Source organism: Sporosarcina sp. CAU 1771, assembly GCF_054482775.1.
On sequence record NZ_JBTLRN010000003.1, the window covers coordinates 102,531 to 119,007 of the forward strand.

Below are 16,477 nucleotides of genomic sequence, written 5' to 3' on the forward strand. Positions count from 1 at the left end.
CTTTTCCGACTAGCTATTCATTTCAAAGTAAAACGAAAACGGGGAATATGCAACTAGAAAGACCTTTCCCAATTGTAGATAAGGGAAAGGTCTTTCTGAACGTTAGTTATTCATGGACTTTGTACTTGATAACGTAACGTCTATTTGTTTCTCTTCTGCACCCCTGTAAATAGTGAATTTTGCTGTGTCGCCGACTTTTAGTTCTGAGTAAAGAAACTTACGAAGGTCCGTTGAGTTATTAATGTTCGTTCCATTAATAGCTGTAATGACATCTTCAACCTGAAGTCCTGCTTTACCTGCAGCTGATTCGGGATCGATACTTGCAACCATGACGCCACCTTCAACGGATTCCGGGAGGTGCTGTACATACATCGCTGGTACTTGCGTGAGATCTGTAAGACCAATTCCGATATAGGGGCGAACTACTTCTCCGTTTGTTGTCATTTCATCAACCAAAGGTCCAACTTCGTTACTTGGAATGGCGAAGCCGAGTCCTTCAACACCGCCTTTAGAAATTTTCAAACTATTAATACCAATTACTTCGCCTGCAGTATTTAAGAGGGCGCCGCCTGAATTACCAGGGTTAATGGCGGCATCCGTTTGAATGACGTTTAACTCCCAGTTTCCTGCAGACGTTTCGACGGTAATTGCTCGGTCAACAGCGCTCACAATTCCTTGAGTCACAGTACCGGAAAAATCAAGGCCCAGTGGATTTCCGATGGCTATGACTTGGTCACCGGCACGAAGTTTTTCTGAATCTCCGAACTCAAGAACCGTATCCGCATATTTTGAGTCAATTGTTACGACGGCCAAGTCTGTTAACGCATCTTTACCGACTAAGTTTGCCTCGGTCGTTTCTCCGTTTTCAAGCGATACTTCAATCTTCTCGGCATTTTCAATAACGTGATTATTTGTCACGATATAAGCAAGATCTCCATCAATTTTGTAAACGACTCCAGAACCTGTACCGCTTTTTACACTTTTTGTTCCCTCAGCAAAGTGATTTCCCGAGTTTTGGTAATTAATAATGCCAACAATACCGCTGGCTGCGTGTTCAACCATATCCGAAAGAGAATAGCCTTCGGTTGCAGCGAGTGGCTTTAGATCTTCTGTAGGTGCTGTGACGGTAGTTGGCGTTGGGTCTTGAGGCTCTGGAGTTAGCAAGTCTGTATTTGTGACAACGCCTAAAGTGAATGCTGAACCTAAAACCGCTGCTCCAATGGTAGATAAAAATCGATAACTTCTTTTATTTTTTCTTTCATTTTCCATAGTGTATTCCTCCTGTTGTACTAGATTATCTTTAGTCTACAACAGAAATATGAACAAATTATTACGGAGAAGTCCCTATTTGTAATCTGAATATTATGAATTGACATTCCATTTCTAGTTGCATACACTATTATATACATGTGTGATATCGAGTACCGCTTATCGGTAATTAATTTAAAAAGGAGTTTATTAAATGAAAAATCTAGTGTTGCCTGTTGTTCAATTTACGAAAGAGCAAAATACATTTAGACATGAAGTACGCGCATTTTTAAATAAAGAGAGAGAAAAAGGAACGTTCGTTCAAGCGAATGACTCATGGTTAAGTGGTTATTCAGAAGAGTTTTCCAAACTGATTGGAAAACAAGGGTGGATTGGAATGACATGGCCTAAAAAATATGGCGGAAGTGAAAGAAGTTCCATTGAGCGCTACATTCTAACTGAAGAACTTTTAGCGGCAGGTGCCCCAGTTGCTTCGCATTGGTTTGCGGATCGACAAACGGGACCTCTATTTTTACGCTTTGGTACGGAAGAACAAAAGGAGTATTTTCTGCCCAAAATTACGAAGGGGGAACGTTACTTTTCAATTGGACTCAGTGAACCAAACAGCGGATCCGATTTAGCTTCAATTAGTACCCGTGCAGAAAAAACAGAAGGTGGATGGCTGCTAAATGGTTCCAAGACTTGGACGAGTGGAGCGCATCACTCCCATTATATGATTACGCTTTGTAGAACTTCTCCTCAGGATTCAAGCAAACGCCACGACGGACTAAGTCAATTAATCGTCGACTTGGCAGCTCCTGGAGTGACAATTCAACCGATTCAATATTTAACAGGTGAGAATCATTTTAACGAAGTGTTTTTTGAAAACGTATTCATTCCAGATAATCGTTTAATTGGAGAAGTAGGAAATGGCTGGCAGCAAGGAATGACAGAGCTTGCATTTGAGCGGAGTGGTCCTGAGCGAATCCTAAGTACATTCCCATTGCTTGAAGAATTGGTTCGCCTCCTAAAAGAGAAGAAAGATGTCACTGGGTTAAAAACGGCGTCGAAACTACTTGCTGAAATGTGGAGCTTAAGATGCATGTCTATTGGGGTTGCAAAACTTCTTGAAGATGGAAAAGACGTAAATATGATTGCCGCATTAGTGAAAAATATGGGGACGGCTTACGAACAAAGCATTCCAGAAATTGCAAGGTTACTTATTTCTACGCATCCAAAAATGGACGGAGAAAATCGTTACGATGTGCTCATGGCACAGTCAATTTTACATTCGCCTGGATTCACACTAAGAGGTGGAACAACGGAGATCTTAACAGGAATTGTTGCAAAAGGAGTTGTCGCAAATTGAGTGATATAAAAGACATGATTGTCGATGTGACAAATAATATTTTTAAAGATCATACATCTAAAGAGCTAATCGACAAGTCGGAGAACGGCGAATGGTCGCAAGGACTATGGGATGTACTAAGCGAGTCGGAACTGATTTCAATCGGTATTCCGGAAGGTCAAGGTGGATCAGGGGGCGATTTTGAAGATGCGTTCAGCATTATCAATCTTGCTGGAAAGTACGCAGTCCCTCTACCTTTAAGTGAAACGATTATAGTGAAAAAGACACTTGCAGAACTTGGGCAAAAAACGAATAGTGATCCTGTGACAAGCAGCATTGAGCTAGGAAATACGGTTCAATTTGTAAAAACAGATGAAGGTTTTTTGATTACAGGAACGCTTACCAACGTCCCGTGGGGGAGGCATGTGAAAAGTGTACTTGCCCTTGGTGAATTAGAAGGTAAAACAGTTGTGGGTTTATTACCAATCGACAAGGCGGATGTACAACTGACTAATAATATAGCGGGTGAACCAAGAGATACTTTGGTATTTGAGAACGTTCAAGTCAAAGATTTGCAGCTCCATCCAGTTGACCGAGATGCATTCATAGAAAAAATGGTTAATCTATTCACCTTATCAAGAATTACGATGATGGCAGGTGCAATTGAGACGATTTTGGAATTGACTGTTAGGTATACGAAAGAACGCGAGCAATTCGGTAGACCACTTCACCGTTTTCAAATGGTTCAACAACATTTGGCTACGTTAGCAGGCGAAACTGTCATTACAATCTCGTCTATGAATAACGTAATTGAAGTCTATAAAGAGGGGCAATTTGTCCGTGAATTGGCGTATGCCCGTATACGAGTGAATGAGGCTGCGAGAATCGTCGCAAAAAGTGCTCACCAAACACACGCGGGAATCGGTGTAACGTATGAACACCGTTTACATCAATACACACGAAGGTTATGGGCGTGGCGTGAAGAATACGGAAATGAAACGGTTTGGCTGGAAAAGGTGGCAACGTATCTATTGGAGTCTCCTGAAGAAGGACTATGGGAAACAATGACAAAGTGAAGAATTTATGTAGACAGCTGAAGACCAACAATGAGGAGGAGTTCAAATGACAGATTTACTTTTTACAGTGGAAAACAACATTGCTAGGATTACATTAAATCGTCCAGATAGTTTAAATGGCTTTAGTGAAGAAATGATTGATTTATGGATTAAAGCTTTAGAGACAGTGCGTGATTCGGATGAGATTCGGGCTGTTGTTGTTTCAGGAAATGGAAGATGCTTCTGTGCGGGTGGAGATATTAAGGCAATGGCCGCTGGTGAGGGATTTTATAGAAGTGAACGTGACGTAGTTTCGACGGCGATGGCACGAAAAAATTCACTGTGGAAGAAAGTGCAACGTGTACCTTTATTACTCGAAGAAATTGATCAACCAGTTATTGCAAAAGTGCACGGTTTTGCATACGGTGCGGGCATGGATATGGCGCTAATGTGTGATATTCGAATTACATCTGAAAGTACAAAGTTTTCGGAGAGCTATGTGAATGTCGGAATTGTACCAGGTGACGGCGCAGCGTACTTCTTACCCAAACTAGTTGGCCTTGATAAAGCGCTCGATATGCTATGGACAGCGAAAGTTGTTGATGGAAAAGAAGCACAAGATATTGGACTCGTTACCTATGCTGTTCCAGACGATGAACTCGACGCCTTTACAGAAGCGTATGTAGAGAAACTAGTGAAGGGACCACAGCAAGCAATCCGATTAATTAAGAGAGCGGTTTACCAGAATCGCGATATGACGTTAAGGGCTTCATTAGACATGATTTCTTCGTCAATGGGATTGGTCACGGAACTCGACGATTACAAAGAAGGCGTCCAATCGATTGTTGAGAAAAGAAAACCAAAGTTTAACTAAAAAGGTTTGGGAGGCACGTATGAAACAACCATTAGAAGACATACAAGTTCTTGATTTGTCTAGAGTGTATGCGGCGCCAGCTGGGGCAATGGTTCTAGGGGATCTTGGAGCAGACGTAATCCGTATTGAACACCCAGATGGAACAGATAGTATGAGGGATTGGGGTCCGTTTATTAACGGTGAAAGCACCTATTATTTAGCTGCGAATCGAAACAAGCGCTCTGTCACCTTAAACTTAAAAGAACCTAAAGGAAAAGAGTTATTTCTTAAACTTGTGAAAAATGCCGATATTGTTTTGGAAAATTTTAAAACAGGCACAATGGAGAAGATGGGTCTTGGTTATGAGGATTTAAAGAAAGTAAACGATAAAATAATTCACTGCTCAGTTACCGGGTTTGGTCATACGGGCCCAGCGAAGGATGAGCCAGGATTTGATCCGGTTATTCAAGCGATGAGCGGACTAATGGACGTTACAGGCCAAAGTGAGGGAGAAGCTACAAAGGTAGGGATTCCGATTTCTGATATTTTAACATCTAATTATGTTGCAATGAGTATACTTGCGGCCATTCGTATGAGAGATGTGAATCATGTCGGTCAACATATTGACTTGGCCCTGTTAGATGTTCAACTTAGTAGCATGGCGAATGTATCGAGTAGTTACTTAAATACAGGAGTTGTTTCGAAAAGGGTCGGAAATAGTCACAACAACGTCGTTCCCTATCAAGTATTTCAATGTAAAGATGTCCCTATCATGATAGCTGTTGGGAATGATAGGTTGTTTGCAAGGTTTTGTGAGCTAGTGGACCGCAAAGAATGGGTTACTGATGAAAGGTATGCAACGAATGAAAATCGAAAAAAACATGAAAATGAGCTGGTATCTCAAATAAAAGATATAATCAGCGAGAAATTAGCAGACGAATGGATTCGATTGTTTTCTAAGTACAATATTCCAGCGGGGAAAGTGAATACAATTGAAGAAGCCATCCATCAGCCTCAAGCGAAGGCAAGAGGGTCTGTTGAAAAGGTAGTTCACCCAATCGTTGGGACTACGCAAATGATTAAAAATCCGATGCGATTCTCAGGGTTAAATATTACGAGTAGGTACGCTCCTCCGCTTCTTGGAGAACATACTGAAGCTTTTTTAAGTGAAGAACTTGGTCTAGATAGTGAAGAATTAGAGCAATTAAAAAGAGATTCGATTATTTAGGCTAGAAAGCGGGTAATGAAGGGATAGATCATCGTGACAGAAGAAAAATTTTCTAAAAATTATTCGTTACAAACGGTTCATCGTGCGATTCAAATATTAAAAGTTTTTTCTAGAGAACATACGTATTTATCGCTAACAGAACTACATAAACTAACGGGGCTGTCGGTTTCTACACTTCAGCGTTTAACTTCGACGTTGGTTTATGAGGGGTTTTTGCATAGGAACGAGCAAACAAAAAAGTACCAACTTGGACTCGGCTTATTATTCCTCGGTGAATTGGTCGAAAAAAGTTCAGGGATTGTTTCTATCGCCCAACCTGTCCTTGAAAGAATTAATCGCGCAACGACAGAAAGCGTTAGTTTAAATATTATTGAAAACAATGAACGAAGATGTATTTATAATCTAGGTAGCCAACACAAATTAAGTGCAAACACTTATGTTGGCGACACGTCACCGCTTTATGCTGGTGCTACAGCTAAAGTATTATTGGCGAACTTATCTACTGCAGAAATTCATATGTATTTAGATGAAGTCGAGTTCGAGCAAATCACAGAAAAAACGATTACTTCAAAAGGTGAATTGTTAACAGATCTTAGAGAAATCAAAGAACAAGGATATGCAATAAGTTACGGAGAACGAGTGAAAGGTGCTGTTTCTGTCAGTGCGCCCGTGATTAATGAGTACGACGAAGTGTTGGCCTCCATAACCGTTATCATTCCTTCTGTTCGTTTTGAGGAGCATGCTCTGGACGAATTAATTCAAGTAGTTGTAAGTGGGGCAACAGAAATTAAGGCGCAGTTAAAAGGATGAAAAACAAAGGAGTCTTTATAACGGGCGCGGCAAGAGGAATGACTGGCCAAGCAATTGTTTTATACGGCGTAGTAAAATAATTGTCGAAAGATTACATGCATAAAAGGTTGAACTATTCTGCCTAGTCTGACAGAATAGTAGTTAAGTAGTTTGTAAGCGCATACATAAGTTGTTTTGCGCACTAATCATTTGAGGAGGAATAAGAATGGTTCAAGCAGTCGAAAATCCAGTATACGCATTTCCAAATACCGAAGGCGCGAAGGTGAACTTTAAAGAACGATATGAGAACTTTATTGGAGGCAAATGGACGGCACCAGTAAAGAAAGAGTACTTTGATAACGTCACTCCTGTTACGGGTAAGGTTTTTACGCAAGTCGCGCGCTCGACAGCTGAAGATATTGAATTAGCACTCGATGCTGCACATGCGGCAAAAGACGCTTGGGGAACGACATCAGTTACAGAGCGCTCTAATATTCTACTCAAAATTGCCGATCGAATGGAAAAGAACTTAGAGATGTTGGCTGTTGCAGAGACTTGGGATAACGGAAAAGCTGTTCGTGAAACATTGAACGCAGATTTACCGCTCGCAATTGACCATTTCCGGTATTTCGCCAGTGCAATTCGTGCTCAAGAAGGCGGCGTAAGTCAGATTGATAATGACACTGTGGCTTATCATTTCCATGAGCCAATCGGAGTCGTTGGACAAATCATTCCATGGAATTTCCCGATTTTAATGGCGGTATGGAAGCTGGCACCTGCTCTTGCAGCGGGTAACTGTGTTGTGTTGAAGCCGGCTGAACAAACTCCAGTATCGATTTTAGTCCTTATGGAATTAATTGAAGACTTACTTCCAGCAGGTGTTATTAACGTCGTCAATGGTTTTGGACTTGAAGCTGGAAAACCACTTGCTTCAAGCTCACGGATTGGAAAAATTGCATTTACAGGTGAAACGACAACGGGTCGCCTCATTATGCAATATGCTTCTCAAAATGCAATTCCAGTAACACTAGAGCTTGGTGGTAAATCTCCGAATATTTTCTTTGAAGATATAATGGATGAGGACGATGCATTTTTCGATAAAGCAATTGAAGGATTCGTCATGTTTGCTCTTAATCAAGGGGAAGTGTGTACATGTCCTTCACGCGCCTTAATTCAGGAATCGATATATGATAAGTTTATGGAGCGTGTGATAGAGCGTGTTGAAGCGATAAAAACGGGTAATCCACTTGATCCAACAGTTATGATGGGCGCACAGGCATCTACCGAGCAGTTGGAAAAAATCTTGTCTTACCTAGATGTAGGTAAGCAAGAAGGAGCCGAATGTTTAACGGGCGGCGAACAGAATAAGTTGGGTGGCGAATTTGAAGGCGGATACTACGTGAAGCCAACTGTCTTTAAAGGGAATAACAAAATGCGTATTTTCCAAGAAGAAATTTTTGGTCCTGTTGTTTCTGTCACAACATTCAAGACAAAAGAAGAAGCGCTTGAAATTGCGAATGACACATTGTACGGATTAGGATCTGGCGTATGGACTAGGGATATGAACACAGCGTATCGTTTCGGACGCGGTATTCAAGCAGGTCGCGTTTGGACAAATTGCTACCATGTCTACCCAGCACATGCTGCATTCGGAGGATATAAAGCTTCTGGTGTAGGACGTGAAAACCACCTAATGATGTTAAGTCATTACCAACAAACGAAAAATATGCTTGTTAGTTATAATGAAAACAAACAAGGATTCTTTTAATAGAAAAGGAGGAAAGTGTGGATGACTGAACGCGTAATCGCAACGGATACTGCACTTGAACTCATGGATTATTTGAAGAAGAAACACGGTCCGCTTATGTTCCATCAGTCAGGAGGATGTTGTGATGGCTCTTCACCGATGTGTTATCCAGACGGAGAACTAATCGTTGGAGATCATGACGTCTTACTAGGTTATATTGGCGGTGCCCCGTTTTACATGCACAAAAACCAGTTCGACTATTGGAAGCATACACAACTTATCATCGACGTTGTAGATGGTCGGGGTGGTATGTTTTCATTAGAAGGGGTTGAGGGAAAGCGTTTCTTAACGAGATCGCGTGCCTTTACTCCTGAAGAGAATAAAGAATTGCAACTATAAAACGAAATGCCTTCTGGTGAAAATCCAGAAGGTATTTTTTTTATTTAGAGAAGTTTGTGCATATTGTTGGGTACTGCTACGTAAGGTTGTAGTGCGTGACAAAATTCACGTCAAGTATGCGAGTTGGGAAGAGTCCAACAGAATAGGGAGGAATTTAGTATGGTGCAAGCAATTGATAGTAAGGTGTATGCTTTTCCAAACACAAAGGGAGCGAAGGTTAATTTTAAAGATAGGTACGAAAACTATATAGGTGGAGAGTGGACACAACCTGTAAAAGGCCAGTACTTTGATAATCCAACACCTGTGACGGGTAAAAAGTTCACCGAAGTAGCACGTTCGACTGCAGAAGATGTAGAGCTCGCTTTAGACGCAGCGCATGCAGCGAAAGAGGCGTGGGGGACGACATCTGTTACAGAGCGTTCCAACATTTTGCTGAAAATTGCAGATCGTATGGAACAAAACTTGGAGATGCTTGCCGTTGCAGAAACATGGGAAAATGGGAAAGCGATTCGTGAGACGTTGAACGCAGATCTACCACTTGCAATTGATCATCTTCGCTATTTTGCTGGAGCGATTCGTGCGCAAGAAGGCGGAGTCAGTCAGATTGACAAGGACACAGTAGCGTATCATTTCCACGAGCCAATCGGTGTCGTCGGACAAATTATTCCTTGGAATTTCCCGATTTTAATGGCGATTTGGAAGCTAGCTCCTGCACTTGCTGCTGGAAACTGTGTCGTGCTAAAGCCGGCGGAACAAACTCCTGCGTCAATTTTAGTTCTCGTTGAATTAATCGAGGATTTATTGCCAAAAGGTGTTTTGAACGTAGTCAATGGTTTTGGACTCGAAGCAGGCAAGCCTCTTGCGTCTAGTTCACGCGTTGGAAAAATTGCATTTACAGGTGAAACGACTACTGGTCGCCTCATTATGCAGTATGCATCACAAAATACAATTCCGGTCACGCTGGAACTTGGTGGGAAATCACCGAATATTTTCTTCGAAGATATTATGGATAAAGACGATGCGTTGCTTGATAAAGCAATAGAAGGTTTTGTCATGTTCGCGCTAAATCAAGGCGAAGTATGTACGTGTCCATCCCGCGCACTAATTCAAGAGTCAATCTACGATAAATTTATGGAGCGTGCAATCGAGCGGGTGAAAGCCATTAAGACGGGGAATCCGCTTGACCCGGAAGTGATGATGGGCGCACAAGCATCGACAGAACAAATGGAAAAAATCCTTTCTTATCTAGATATAGGCAAGCAAGAAGGTGCAGAATGTTTGGTGGGTGGTGCACAAAACCACTTGGAAGGCGAACTGAAAGATGGCTACTACATCCAACCGACTGTCTTCAAAGGCGACAACAAAATGCGTATTTTCCAAGAAGAGATTTTTGGGCCAGTTGTTTCAGTAACGACATTTAAAACAAAAGAAGAGGCATTGGAAATCGCAAACGACACGTTATACGGTTTAGGTTCAGGCGTATGGACGCGCGACACAAATACAGCTTACCGTTTAGCGAGAGGCATTGAGGCTGGACGTGTCTGGACAAATTGCTACCACGCTTACCCTGCACATGCGGCATTCGGAGGGTACAAAGCGTCTGGAATCGGTCGTGAAAATCACAAAATGATGCTGGATCATTACCAACAAACAAAAAACGTACTCGTTAGTTATAGTGAAGACAAACTAGGATTCTTTTAAGAGTTAACTAGACTCTTCTTGGAAGCATACCCATTTACTATCGACGTCGTAGAAGGACGCGAAGGTATGTTTCCATAATACGTTGAAAGTAGAAAACCCTTCCGAAACTTGGAAGGGTTTTTAATGTTGTTGTTGATCATTGCGAATTAATCCCAGTAGTTAAACAGGATTTACCCAATGTTTTGTGGCTTCCAATAAGCAATCTGGCTTAATTCAAAGCTATTTAATTCGTTGTCAATGAGTAAAGGGTGTTTTTTAGAAGGGTTTATTTGCAAGGGTTGATTTAGTTTTTCATTTTCGATAATTTGATAATGCGGGCTAAATTCCTGCGCGAGAAAAGGTTCATCGATAAATTGGATGAACTGCTCTTCGATGTTAGATGCAAATGCAAGGAATGGATAATGTTTATTAAGCAAAACATGAAAAATCCGACCGAAAACATCGACTTTAACGTTGTAAAAATTGGATGGGTAGATGGGTTCTGTGAAATCTAGAATCTTACCTTTATTACTTAAAATAAGTGCATAACAAAGGTGTTTAAATTGTTTTCCATCAATACTTTTGGGAAACCTAGTTCTTGGATCATGAAATCCAGTAACGCCATTTAAAAGAAGCATTGAATGACCACCTTTATATAAACCTTTTGCGCATTTCAGGTGACGGTAGCGCACAAGCATCTTCTTTTTTGCCAAACCATTTGTAACGATTTTTTGCGAATCGGTCATAAAAGCCGTTCCGGATAACGGGTGGTACGAGTATGAATAGGTATAACAGATGCCATAATCCATCGAGCTTTTTTGCAATACGAAGCGCTGCAGTGGATCTAGTATAGACTTTATTATTTTCAATTAACACTAGACTATCAACGTCGCTTGGAATGTTTTGTTCTTTGACGAGTTTCTGGCCGACTTCACTTTGTAATGAAGTAAATAGAAAATGTGCCGCAGGGTCTCTTTTTATTATAAATTGTACACTGGAGTCGCAAAAGTTACACTCACCATCAAATAAGATAATTCGCTTCATTCGAATACCTCCTTGATTTTATGTATATGTTTTTAGTATAACCTTATAAACGATAAAGAAAACTATTGGAGCAGGCTCATTTGCATTTCATTGAATATTTAGTATAATTAAAGAGAGGTTCTGGTAAATGTGTTGCTGCCCTATTTATTTTGCCACGGTAAAATTTGTTAGGAGGCTGATTGTATGGAACGCTTAAACATTGAGTCGGAAGAAATGCAAAGAAGGCAAGACAAGGATTACATTGCCTCTTTAAGAATGGTCGGAGAAGGTGCGCCGGACTATTTTTCGGTGGAAGATGACTGGGATGAAGAGGTTCAAGCGAAAGAAGATAAAAAGCTACCTCGAACGTACCAATAATACTTTAATCAAAAGAGTTTCCTAATATAACTGGGAGACTCTTTTTTATTTGGGTATATCTGGACACTATATGTCACGACATGATATAGTCAAGGTGTGACATATTGAGTTTGCAGAACGGAAGTGATGTCCATTGAAAATTGAGAAAATCATTAAATCTTATATTCCGATGACTGAAACAGCGTTTTATATTTTGTTGTCACTTTCGGTTCCTCGTCATGGCTACGGAATTATTAAACATGTGGAAGAGTTAACGGAAGGACGCTTAGTTCTTGGATCGGGAACGATTTATGGTACGTTGAAAAAAATGCAGAGAGACGGAATCGTCGTTATCTTCGCTGATGAAAAAAGGAAAACTATTTATGAAGTATCCGATGTAGGAAAAGTGCTAATGCGCAACGAAATGGCCCGTTTAAAAGAGTTGCATGCAAATGTTATGGCCAGTGAGGAGGAGTTCAATTGATTAAAAAATGGAGACCTTTTTGGAGTTACGATGTTGAAAAAACGGAGAAGTGGTTGTCGTTGAATGCAGCCGAGGGCAAAAAGTTAGTAGGCGTGAATCCTAATTCCCGGATGTTCGTATTTGAAGAAGCGGAACGTGAAAAGGTAGATTATCAAGTCGTTTATGATCGTACGCACGCTGGATTACCCCGTGCACTTGGAGAATCAGGCTGGGTGAAATCAATTACGGAAGGAAATTGGAAGTTCATCAAAAACGGCGAAGAGTCGATTCAAAGTTTTCCATCTAGAGAAGGAATTTTGAGAAGAAATCGATTGCATTCAAATATAGTAACGGTCGTTGCTTTTTTCTCTGGCATGCAATCGATTTTATTAGTATTACTCCTTTTGGTACTGATATTTTCGGGTGAACCAATCGAAGGTGAAGGTCAGTTATTGTGGGTTCTTGGACTACCTATTTTACAAAGTCTCGTAGTTGTATTTCTTGCTGTCTACACATCGATTAAATTAAGGCGCTTCGAAAATAAGTTTTTTGAGACTTCTATTGATGAACAAACAACGAAAGGTGAAACTTTTGTAAAGTGGAAGTTTGGCTGGATGTACGCTCCGGATTTAATTGAAAACTGGTTATCGGATATGGCTGCAAAAGGGAATCATCTTGTTCGAGTGGGGAAGCCAGGTACAAGGTTTATTTTCGAAAAGGGAGCACCGAAACATGTATCCTACTTGTACGATTATCAACTTAAGACGTCTCCTGATTACTATGATATTCATAAAAGTGCAGGGTGGCAGTTGAAATTTACTACGCAGTTTTCATTTACGAAATATTCGATATGGCAGAAAGACTATGAGGTCGGCGAAAAAAAGCCTGAGTTTACGTACGACGCATTGGAGAAAAAAGCACAAGTTCGAAGGGTGGTAATCTCAAGCATGACCTTAACCCTTTATTTACTGGCAGTTTTAGCGATTAACTTGTGGCTCAATTTTGTTAATTACCAACAAAGCGTAATCAATCAGGTCTTCGTCGTACTCTTAATAATTACGTTATTGATTCCCATTCACCTAGTGACTCGAGTCGTTTTGTATGCGCGGAGAATGCTTCATGTTTGAATGAAAAAATAGGGATGTCCTACTAGTCGAGCAAATTGGCTGAGGGCATCTTTTTTGTTGAACAGGAGTTATTTAGTAGTTATGGAATACGTCCGGTTGCGCTTTTCACCTTCTGCATGCAACTTCATACTTTGTAAGATCCGGGTTGCGGTTGAACGCTGGGGAACATTTAGAAACTCCCGACAGTCTTTATTTGTCATTTTCTCACCGAAAAGTAGGAACCAATCGTGTATGGCTTGAATGTGAGCATCCGTATTTTTTTTATTACAAGAAGGGCAAATCCAACCTGCTCTATATTTCTGCATGCCGAATGAGTGACAAGACGGGCATCGAACACCTGTTGAAAAGTCATTTTTAGTAAGGGAATAAGTTGAACAAATTGATTGTGGGATATACTCACCATCGCCTTGGATTAATTCATGTACTACTTGAGAAAAGGTTTTTTCATCTAAAATGGGGTTCGAAGATGGAAGGTTTCGGATGTAAGAGGGAATTGCATTTGGATATAAAAACGGAATAACTGTGTCGTGCACATGGACTTCTTTCTTTGGAAAAACTAAGACAACCGCACCGTATATGGGTAATGAAATAGTGCGACTATAAAACCAATCTTGAAGAAGCTCTATGTTTGACTGTACTTGGGAAATGGGACTGTTATAAGCTTTTGTCTCGCCGGAATCAAGGGTTTGTACAAGTTGCGGGGGATTTTCTTTTACCAGAATGCTACCAGCAATGTTCTTGGTTTCGAAAATGACTGCAAATGAAGGAGTTAAGAACAGGGAGTCGATTTGAAAGTCGGTGCTAGATTTTAAGGATAATCCGTTGAATATTTTATATCTACCAGGAAAAGTGTAGCTTTGAAACACTCGATCAACGCGCTCCTCCCCGGCAAATCCACTCATTCGAGAAGAGTATGCACTTTGAAGTCGAGGAACGATGTCGTGCTGAGGATGAATTCGCGATAATGCGGCTCTTAAACCCCCTATAATAAGCGGTTCACGACGCGGTTTAATTATGATAAACACCAGCCTCCTTTAAATTGTAATTGCTTTACATTCTATCATGGGGTGTTTGAATATTCAATGTTTTTAAGGTTGTTTTGTGGTGGGTACTGGTTGCTCCCTTATGGCGGGGGTTTATTCCCGTACCGCGAAATCGCCGTCGTTTATTCTCGTATGGCCACGGATTGCTCCCGTATCGCACAAGTTTATTCCCGTAACGATGCCATTTGCTCCCGCAACGAGCGTTTTATTCCCGCAACGCGAGATCCTCGTCCTTTATTCTCGTATAGCCCCCGGTTGCTCCCGTATCGCACGAGTTTATTCCCGTAACGATGCTGTTTGCTCCCGCAACGAGCGATTTATTCCCGCAACGCGAAATCGCTGCGGTTTATTCTCGTATGGCTACTGGTTGCTCCCGTATCGCACGAGTTTATTCCCGTAACGGTGTAATTTGCTCCCGCAACGAGCGATTTATTCCCGCAACGCGAAATCGCCTCGGTTTATTCTCGTATGGCGACTGTTTGCTCCCGTATGGCACGAGTTTATTCCCGTAACGCTGCCATTTGCTCCCGCAACGAGCGATTTATTCCCGCATCGCGAAATCACCGCCGTTTATTCTCGTATGGCCCCCGGTTGCTCCCGTATCGCACGAGTTTATTCCCGTAACGGTGTAATTTGCTCCCGCAACGAGCGATTTATTCCCGCAACGCGAAATCGCCGTCGTTTATTCTCGTATGGCGACTGTTTGCTCCCGTATGGCACGAGTTTATTCCCGCATCGCGAAATCACCGCCGTTTATTCTCGTATGGCCCCCGGTTGCTCCCGTATCGCACGAGTTTATTCCCGTAACGCCACCATTTGCTCCCGCAACGAGCGTTTTATTCCCGCAACGCGAAATCCTCGGTTTATTCTCGTATGGCGACTGGTTGCTCCCGTATCGCACGAGTTTATTCCCGTAATGCTGCCACTTGCTCCCGCAACGGCCGATTTTTTCCCGCAACGCGAAAACACCGTCGTTTATTCTCGTATGGCGACTGGTTGCTCCCGTATCGCACGAGTTTATTCCCGTAACGATGCCACTTGCTCCCGCAACGGCCGATTTATTCCCGCAACGCGAAATCCTCGTCGTTTATTCTCGTAAGGTCACCGGTTGCTCCCGTGTCGCACAAGTTTATTCCCGTAACGCCACCATTTGCTCCCGCAACGAGCGATTTATTCCTGCAACGCAAAATCGCCGCGGTTTATTCTCGTATGGCCACGGATTGCTCCCGTATGGCGTGAGTTTATTCCCGTAACGATGTCATTTGCTCCCGCAACGCGAAATCACCGCCGTTTATTCTCGTATGGCCACTGGTTGTTCCCGTATCGCGCGAGTTTATTCCCGTAACGATGCTGTTTGCTCCCGCAACGAGCGATTTATTCCCGCAACGCGAGATCCTCGTCCTTTATTCTCGTATGGCGACGGATTGCTCCCGTATGGCGTGAGTTTATTTCCGTAACGATGTCATTTGCTCCCGCAACGCGAAATCACCGTCGTTTATTCTCGTATGGCCACTGTTTGCTCCTGTATCGCGCGAGTTTATTCCCGTAACGATGCTGTTTGCTCCCGCAACGAGCGTTTTATTCCCGCAACGCGAAATCCTCGTCGTTTATTCTCGTATGGCCCCCGGTTGCTCCCGTATCGCACGAGTTTATTCCCGTAACGATGCCATTTGCTCCCGCAACGAGCGTTTTATTCCCGCAACGCGAGATCCTCGTCCTTTATTCTCGTATGGCGACCGGTTACTCCCGTATGGCACGAGTTTATTCCCGTAACGATGCTGTTTGTTCCCGCAACGAGCAATTTATTCCCGCAATGCGAGATCCTCGTCCTTTATTCTCGTATGGCGACGGATTGCTCCCGTATGGCGTGAGTTTATTCCCGTAACGATATCATTTGCTCCCGCAACGCGAAAACGCCGTCGTTTATTCTCGTATGGCCACCGGTTGCTCCCGTATCGCACGAGTTTATTCCGGTAACGCCACCACTTGCTCCCGCAACGCCCAATTCATTCCCACAACACAAAATCGCCCACACTCTATTCCAAATAAAAGTAATTCTCCTACAAAACGCATGGGAATAGTCGTCAGCCCGTGAATCACATAACTTTTCACATGTA

The 16,477-nt window shown here is 42.2% G+C and carries 15 protein-coding genes; 11 read left to right on the top strand and 4 right to left on the bottom strand.

Translation table 11 applies throughout. The annotated features are described in order from the left end of the window. Positions 1-102: 102 nt before the first annotated feature. Entirely contained in the window at positions 103-1,269 is a 1,167-nt protein-coding gene (locus tag ACXYMX_RS04400) for a S1C family serine protease (protein WP_459043025.1), read from the bottom strand. 193 nt (positions 1,270-1,462) lie between these two features. Here ACXYMX_RS04400 and ACXYMX_RS04405 point away from each other — a divergent pair, with 193 nt between their 5' ends. The 8 genes from ACXYMX_RS04405 to adh (ACXYMX_RS04440) all read left to right on the top strand — a co-directional run bounded on the left by ACXYMX_RS04405 (position 1,463) and on the right by adh (ACXYMX_RS04440) (position 10,368). Further along, positions 1,463-2,617, top strand: coding sequence for an acyl-CoA dehydrogenase family protein (locus ACXYMX_RS04405; RefSeq protein ID WP_459043026.1), 1,155 nt, complete (start codon positions 1,463-1,465; stop codon positions 2,615-2,617). Then, positions 2,614-3,672, top strand: a complete 1,059-nt coding sequence (locus ACXYMX_RS04410; protein ID WP_459043027.1) for an acyl-CoA dehydrogenase family protein — start codon at positions 2,614-2,616, stop codon at positions 3,670-3,672. Before ACXYMX_RS04405 ends, ACXYMX_RS04410 begins: the two co-directional genes overlap by 4 nt. A gap of 46 nt (positions 3,673-3,718) precedes the next feature. Further along, positions 3,719-4,525: an enoyl-CoA hydratase/isomerase family protein gene (locus ACXYMX_RS04415; RefSeq protein WP_459043028.1), complete on the top strand. Its 807-nt coding sequence runs from the start codon at positions 3,719-3,721 to the stop codon at positions 4,523-4,525. Positions 4,526-4,544: 19 nt separating this feature from the next. Beyond that, complete coding sequence (locus ACXYMX_RS04420; RefSeq protein ID WP_459043029.1) at positions 4,545-5,732, top strand: CaiB/BaiF CoA transferase family protein; 1,188 nt, start codon at positions 4,545-4,547, stop codon at positions 5,730-5,732. A gap of 33 nt (positions 5,733-5,765) precedes the next feature. Beyond that, complete coding sequence (locus tag ACXYMX_RS04425) at positions 5,766-6,542, top strand: IclR family transcriptional regulator (protein ID WP_459043030.1); 777 nt, start codon at positions 5,766-5,768, stop codon at positions 6,540-6,542. 205 nt (positions 6,543-6,747) lie between these two features. Next, positions 6,748-8,289 (top strand): aldehyde dehydrogenase, encoded by a 1,542-nt coding sequence (adh, locus tag ACXYMX_RS04430; protein WP_459043031.1) that lies wholly within the window; start codon positions 6,748-6,750, stop codon positions 8,287-8,289. Positions 8,290-8,310: 21 nt separating this feature from the next. Beyond that, positions 8,311-8,667, top strand: coding sequence for a DUF779 domain-containing protein (locus ACXYMX_RS04435; RefSeq protein WP_459043032.1), 357 nt, complete (start codon positions 8,311-8,313; stop codon positions 8,665-8,667). Between the two features lie 159 nt (positions 8,668-8,826). Continuing rightward, positions 8,827-10,368 (top strand): aldehyde dehydrogenase, encoded by a 1,542-nt coding sequence (gene adh / locus ACXYMX_RS04440; protein ID WP_459043033.1) that lies wholly within the window; start codon positions 8,827-8,829, stop codon positions 10,366-10,368. Between the two features lie 170 nt (positions 10,369-10,538). Here adh (ACXYMX_RS04440) and ACXYMX_RS04445 read toward each other — a convergent pair whose 3' ends face one another. Further along, positions 10,539-10,985, bottom strand: a complete 447-nt coding sequence (locus ACXYMX_RS04445) for a hypothetical protein (protein ID WP_459043034.1) — start codon at positions 10,983-10,985, stop codon at positions 10,539-10,541. Between the two features lie 13 nt (positions 10,986-10,998). Beyond that, positions 10,999-11,391 (bottom strand): thiol-disulfide oxidoreductase DCC family protein, encoded by a 393-nt coding sequence (locus ACXYMX_RS04450; RefSeq protein WP_459043035.1) that lies wholly within the window; start codon positions 11,389-11,391, stop codon positions 10,999-11,001. Between the two features lie 183 nt (positions 11,392-11,574). Between ACXYMX_RS04450 and ACXYMX_RS04455 the strand changes: the two genes are divergently transcribed. The 3 genes from ACXYMX_RS04455 (at position 11,575) to ACXYMX_RS04465 (ending at position 13,317) form a co-directional block, all read left to right on the top strand. Continuing rightward, positions 11,575-11,748, top strand: coding sequence for a hypothetical protein (locus tag ACXYMX_RS04455; protein ID WP_459043036.1), 174 nt, complete (start codon positions 11,575-11,577; stop codon positions 11,746-11,748). Positions 11,749-11,881: 133 nt separating this feature from the next. Beyond that, positions 11,882-12,211: a PadR family transcriptional regulator gene (locus ACXYMX_RS04460; RefSeq protein WP_459043037.1), complete on the top strand. Its 330-nt coding sequence runs from the start codon at positions 11,882-11,884 to the stop codon at positions 12,209-12,211. Continuing rightward, positions 12,208-13,317 (top strand): DUF2812 domain-containing protein, encoded by a 1,110-nt coding sequence (locus tag ACXYMX_RS04465; RefSeq protein ID WP_459043038.1) that lies wholly within the window; start codon positions 12,208-12,210, stop codon positions 13,315-13,317. The genes ACXYMX_RS04460 and ACXYMX_RS04465 overlap by 4 nt, the downstream gene beginning before the upstream one ends. A gap of 68 nt (positions 13,318-13,385) precedes the next feature. On the opposite strand, the gene ACXYMX_RS04470 is transcribed toward ACXYMX_RS04465, so the two are convergent. Further along, positions 13,386-14,342, bottom strand: coding sequence for a nuclease-related domain-containing protein (locus ACXYMX_RS04470; protein ID WP_459043039.1), 957 nt, complete (start codon positions 14,340-14,342; stop codon positions 13,386-13,388). Between the last annotated feature and the right edge of the window lie 2,135 nt (positions 14,343-16,477).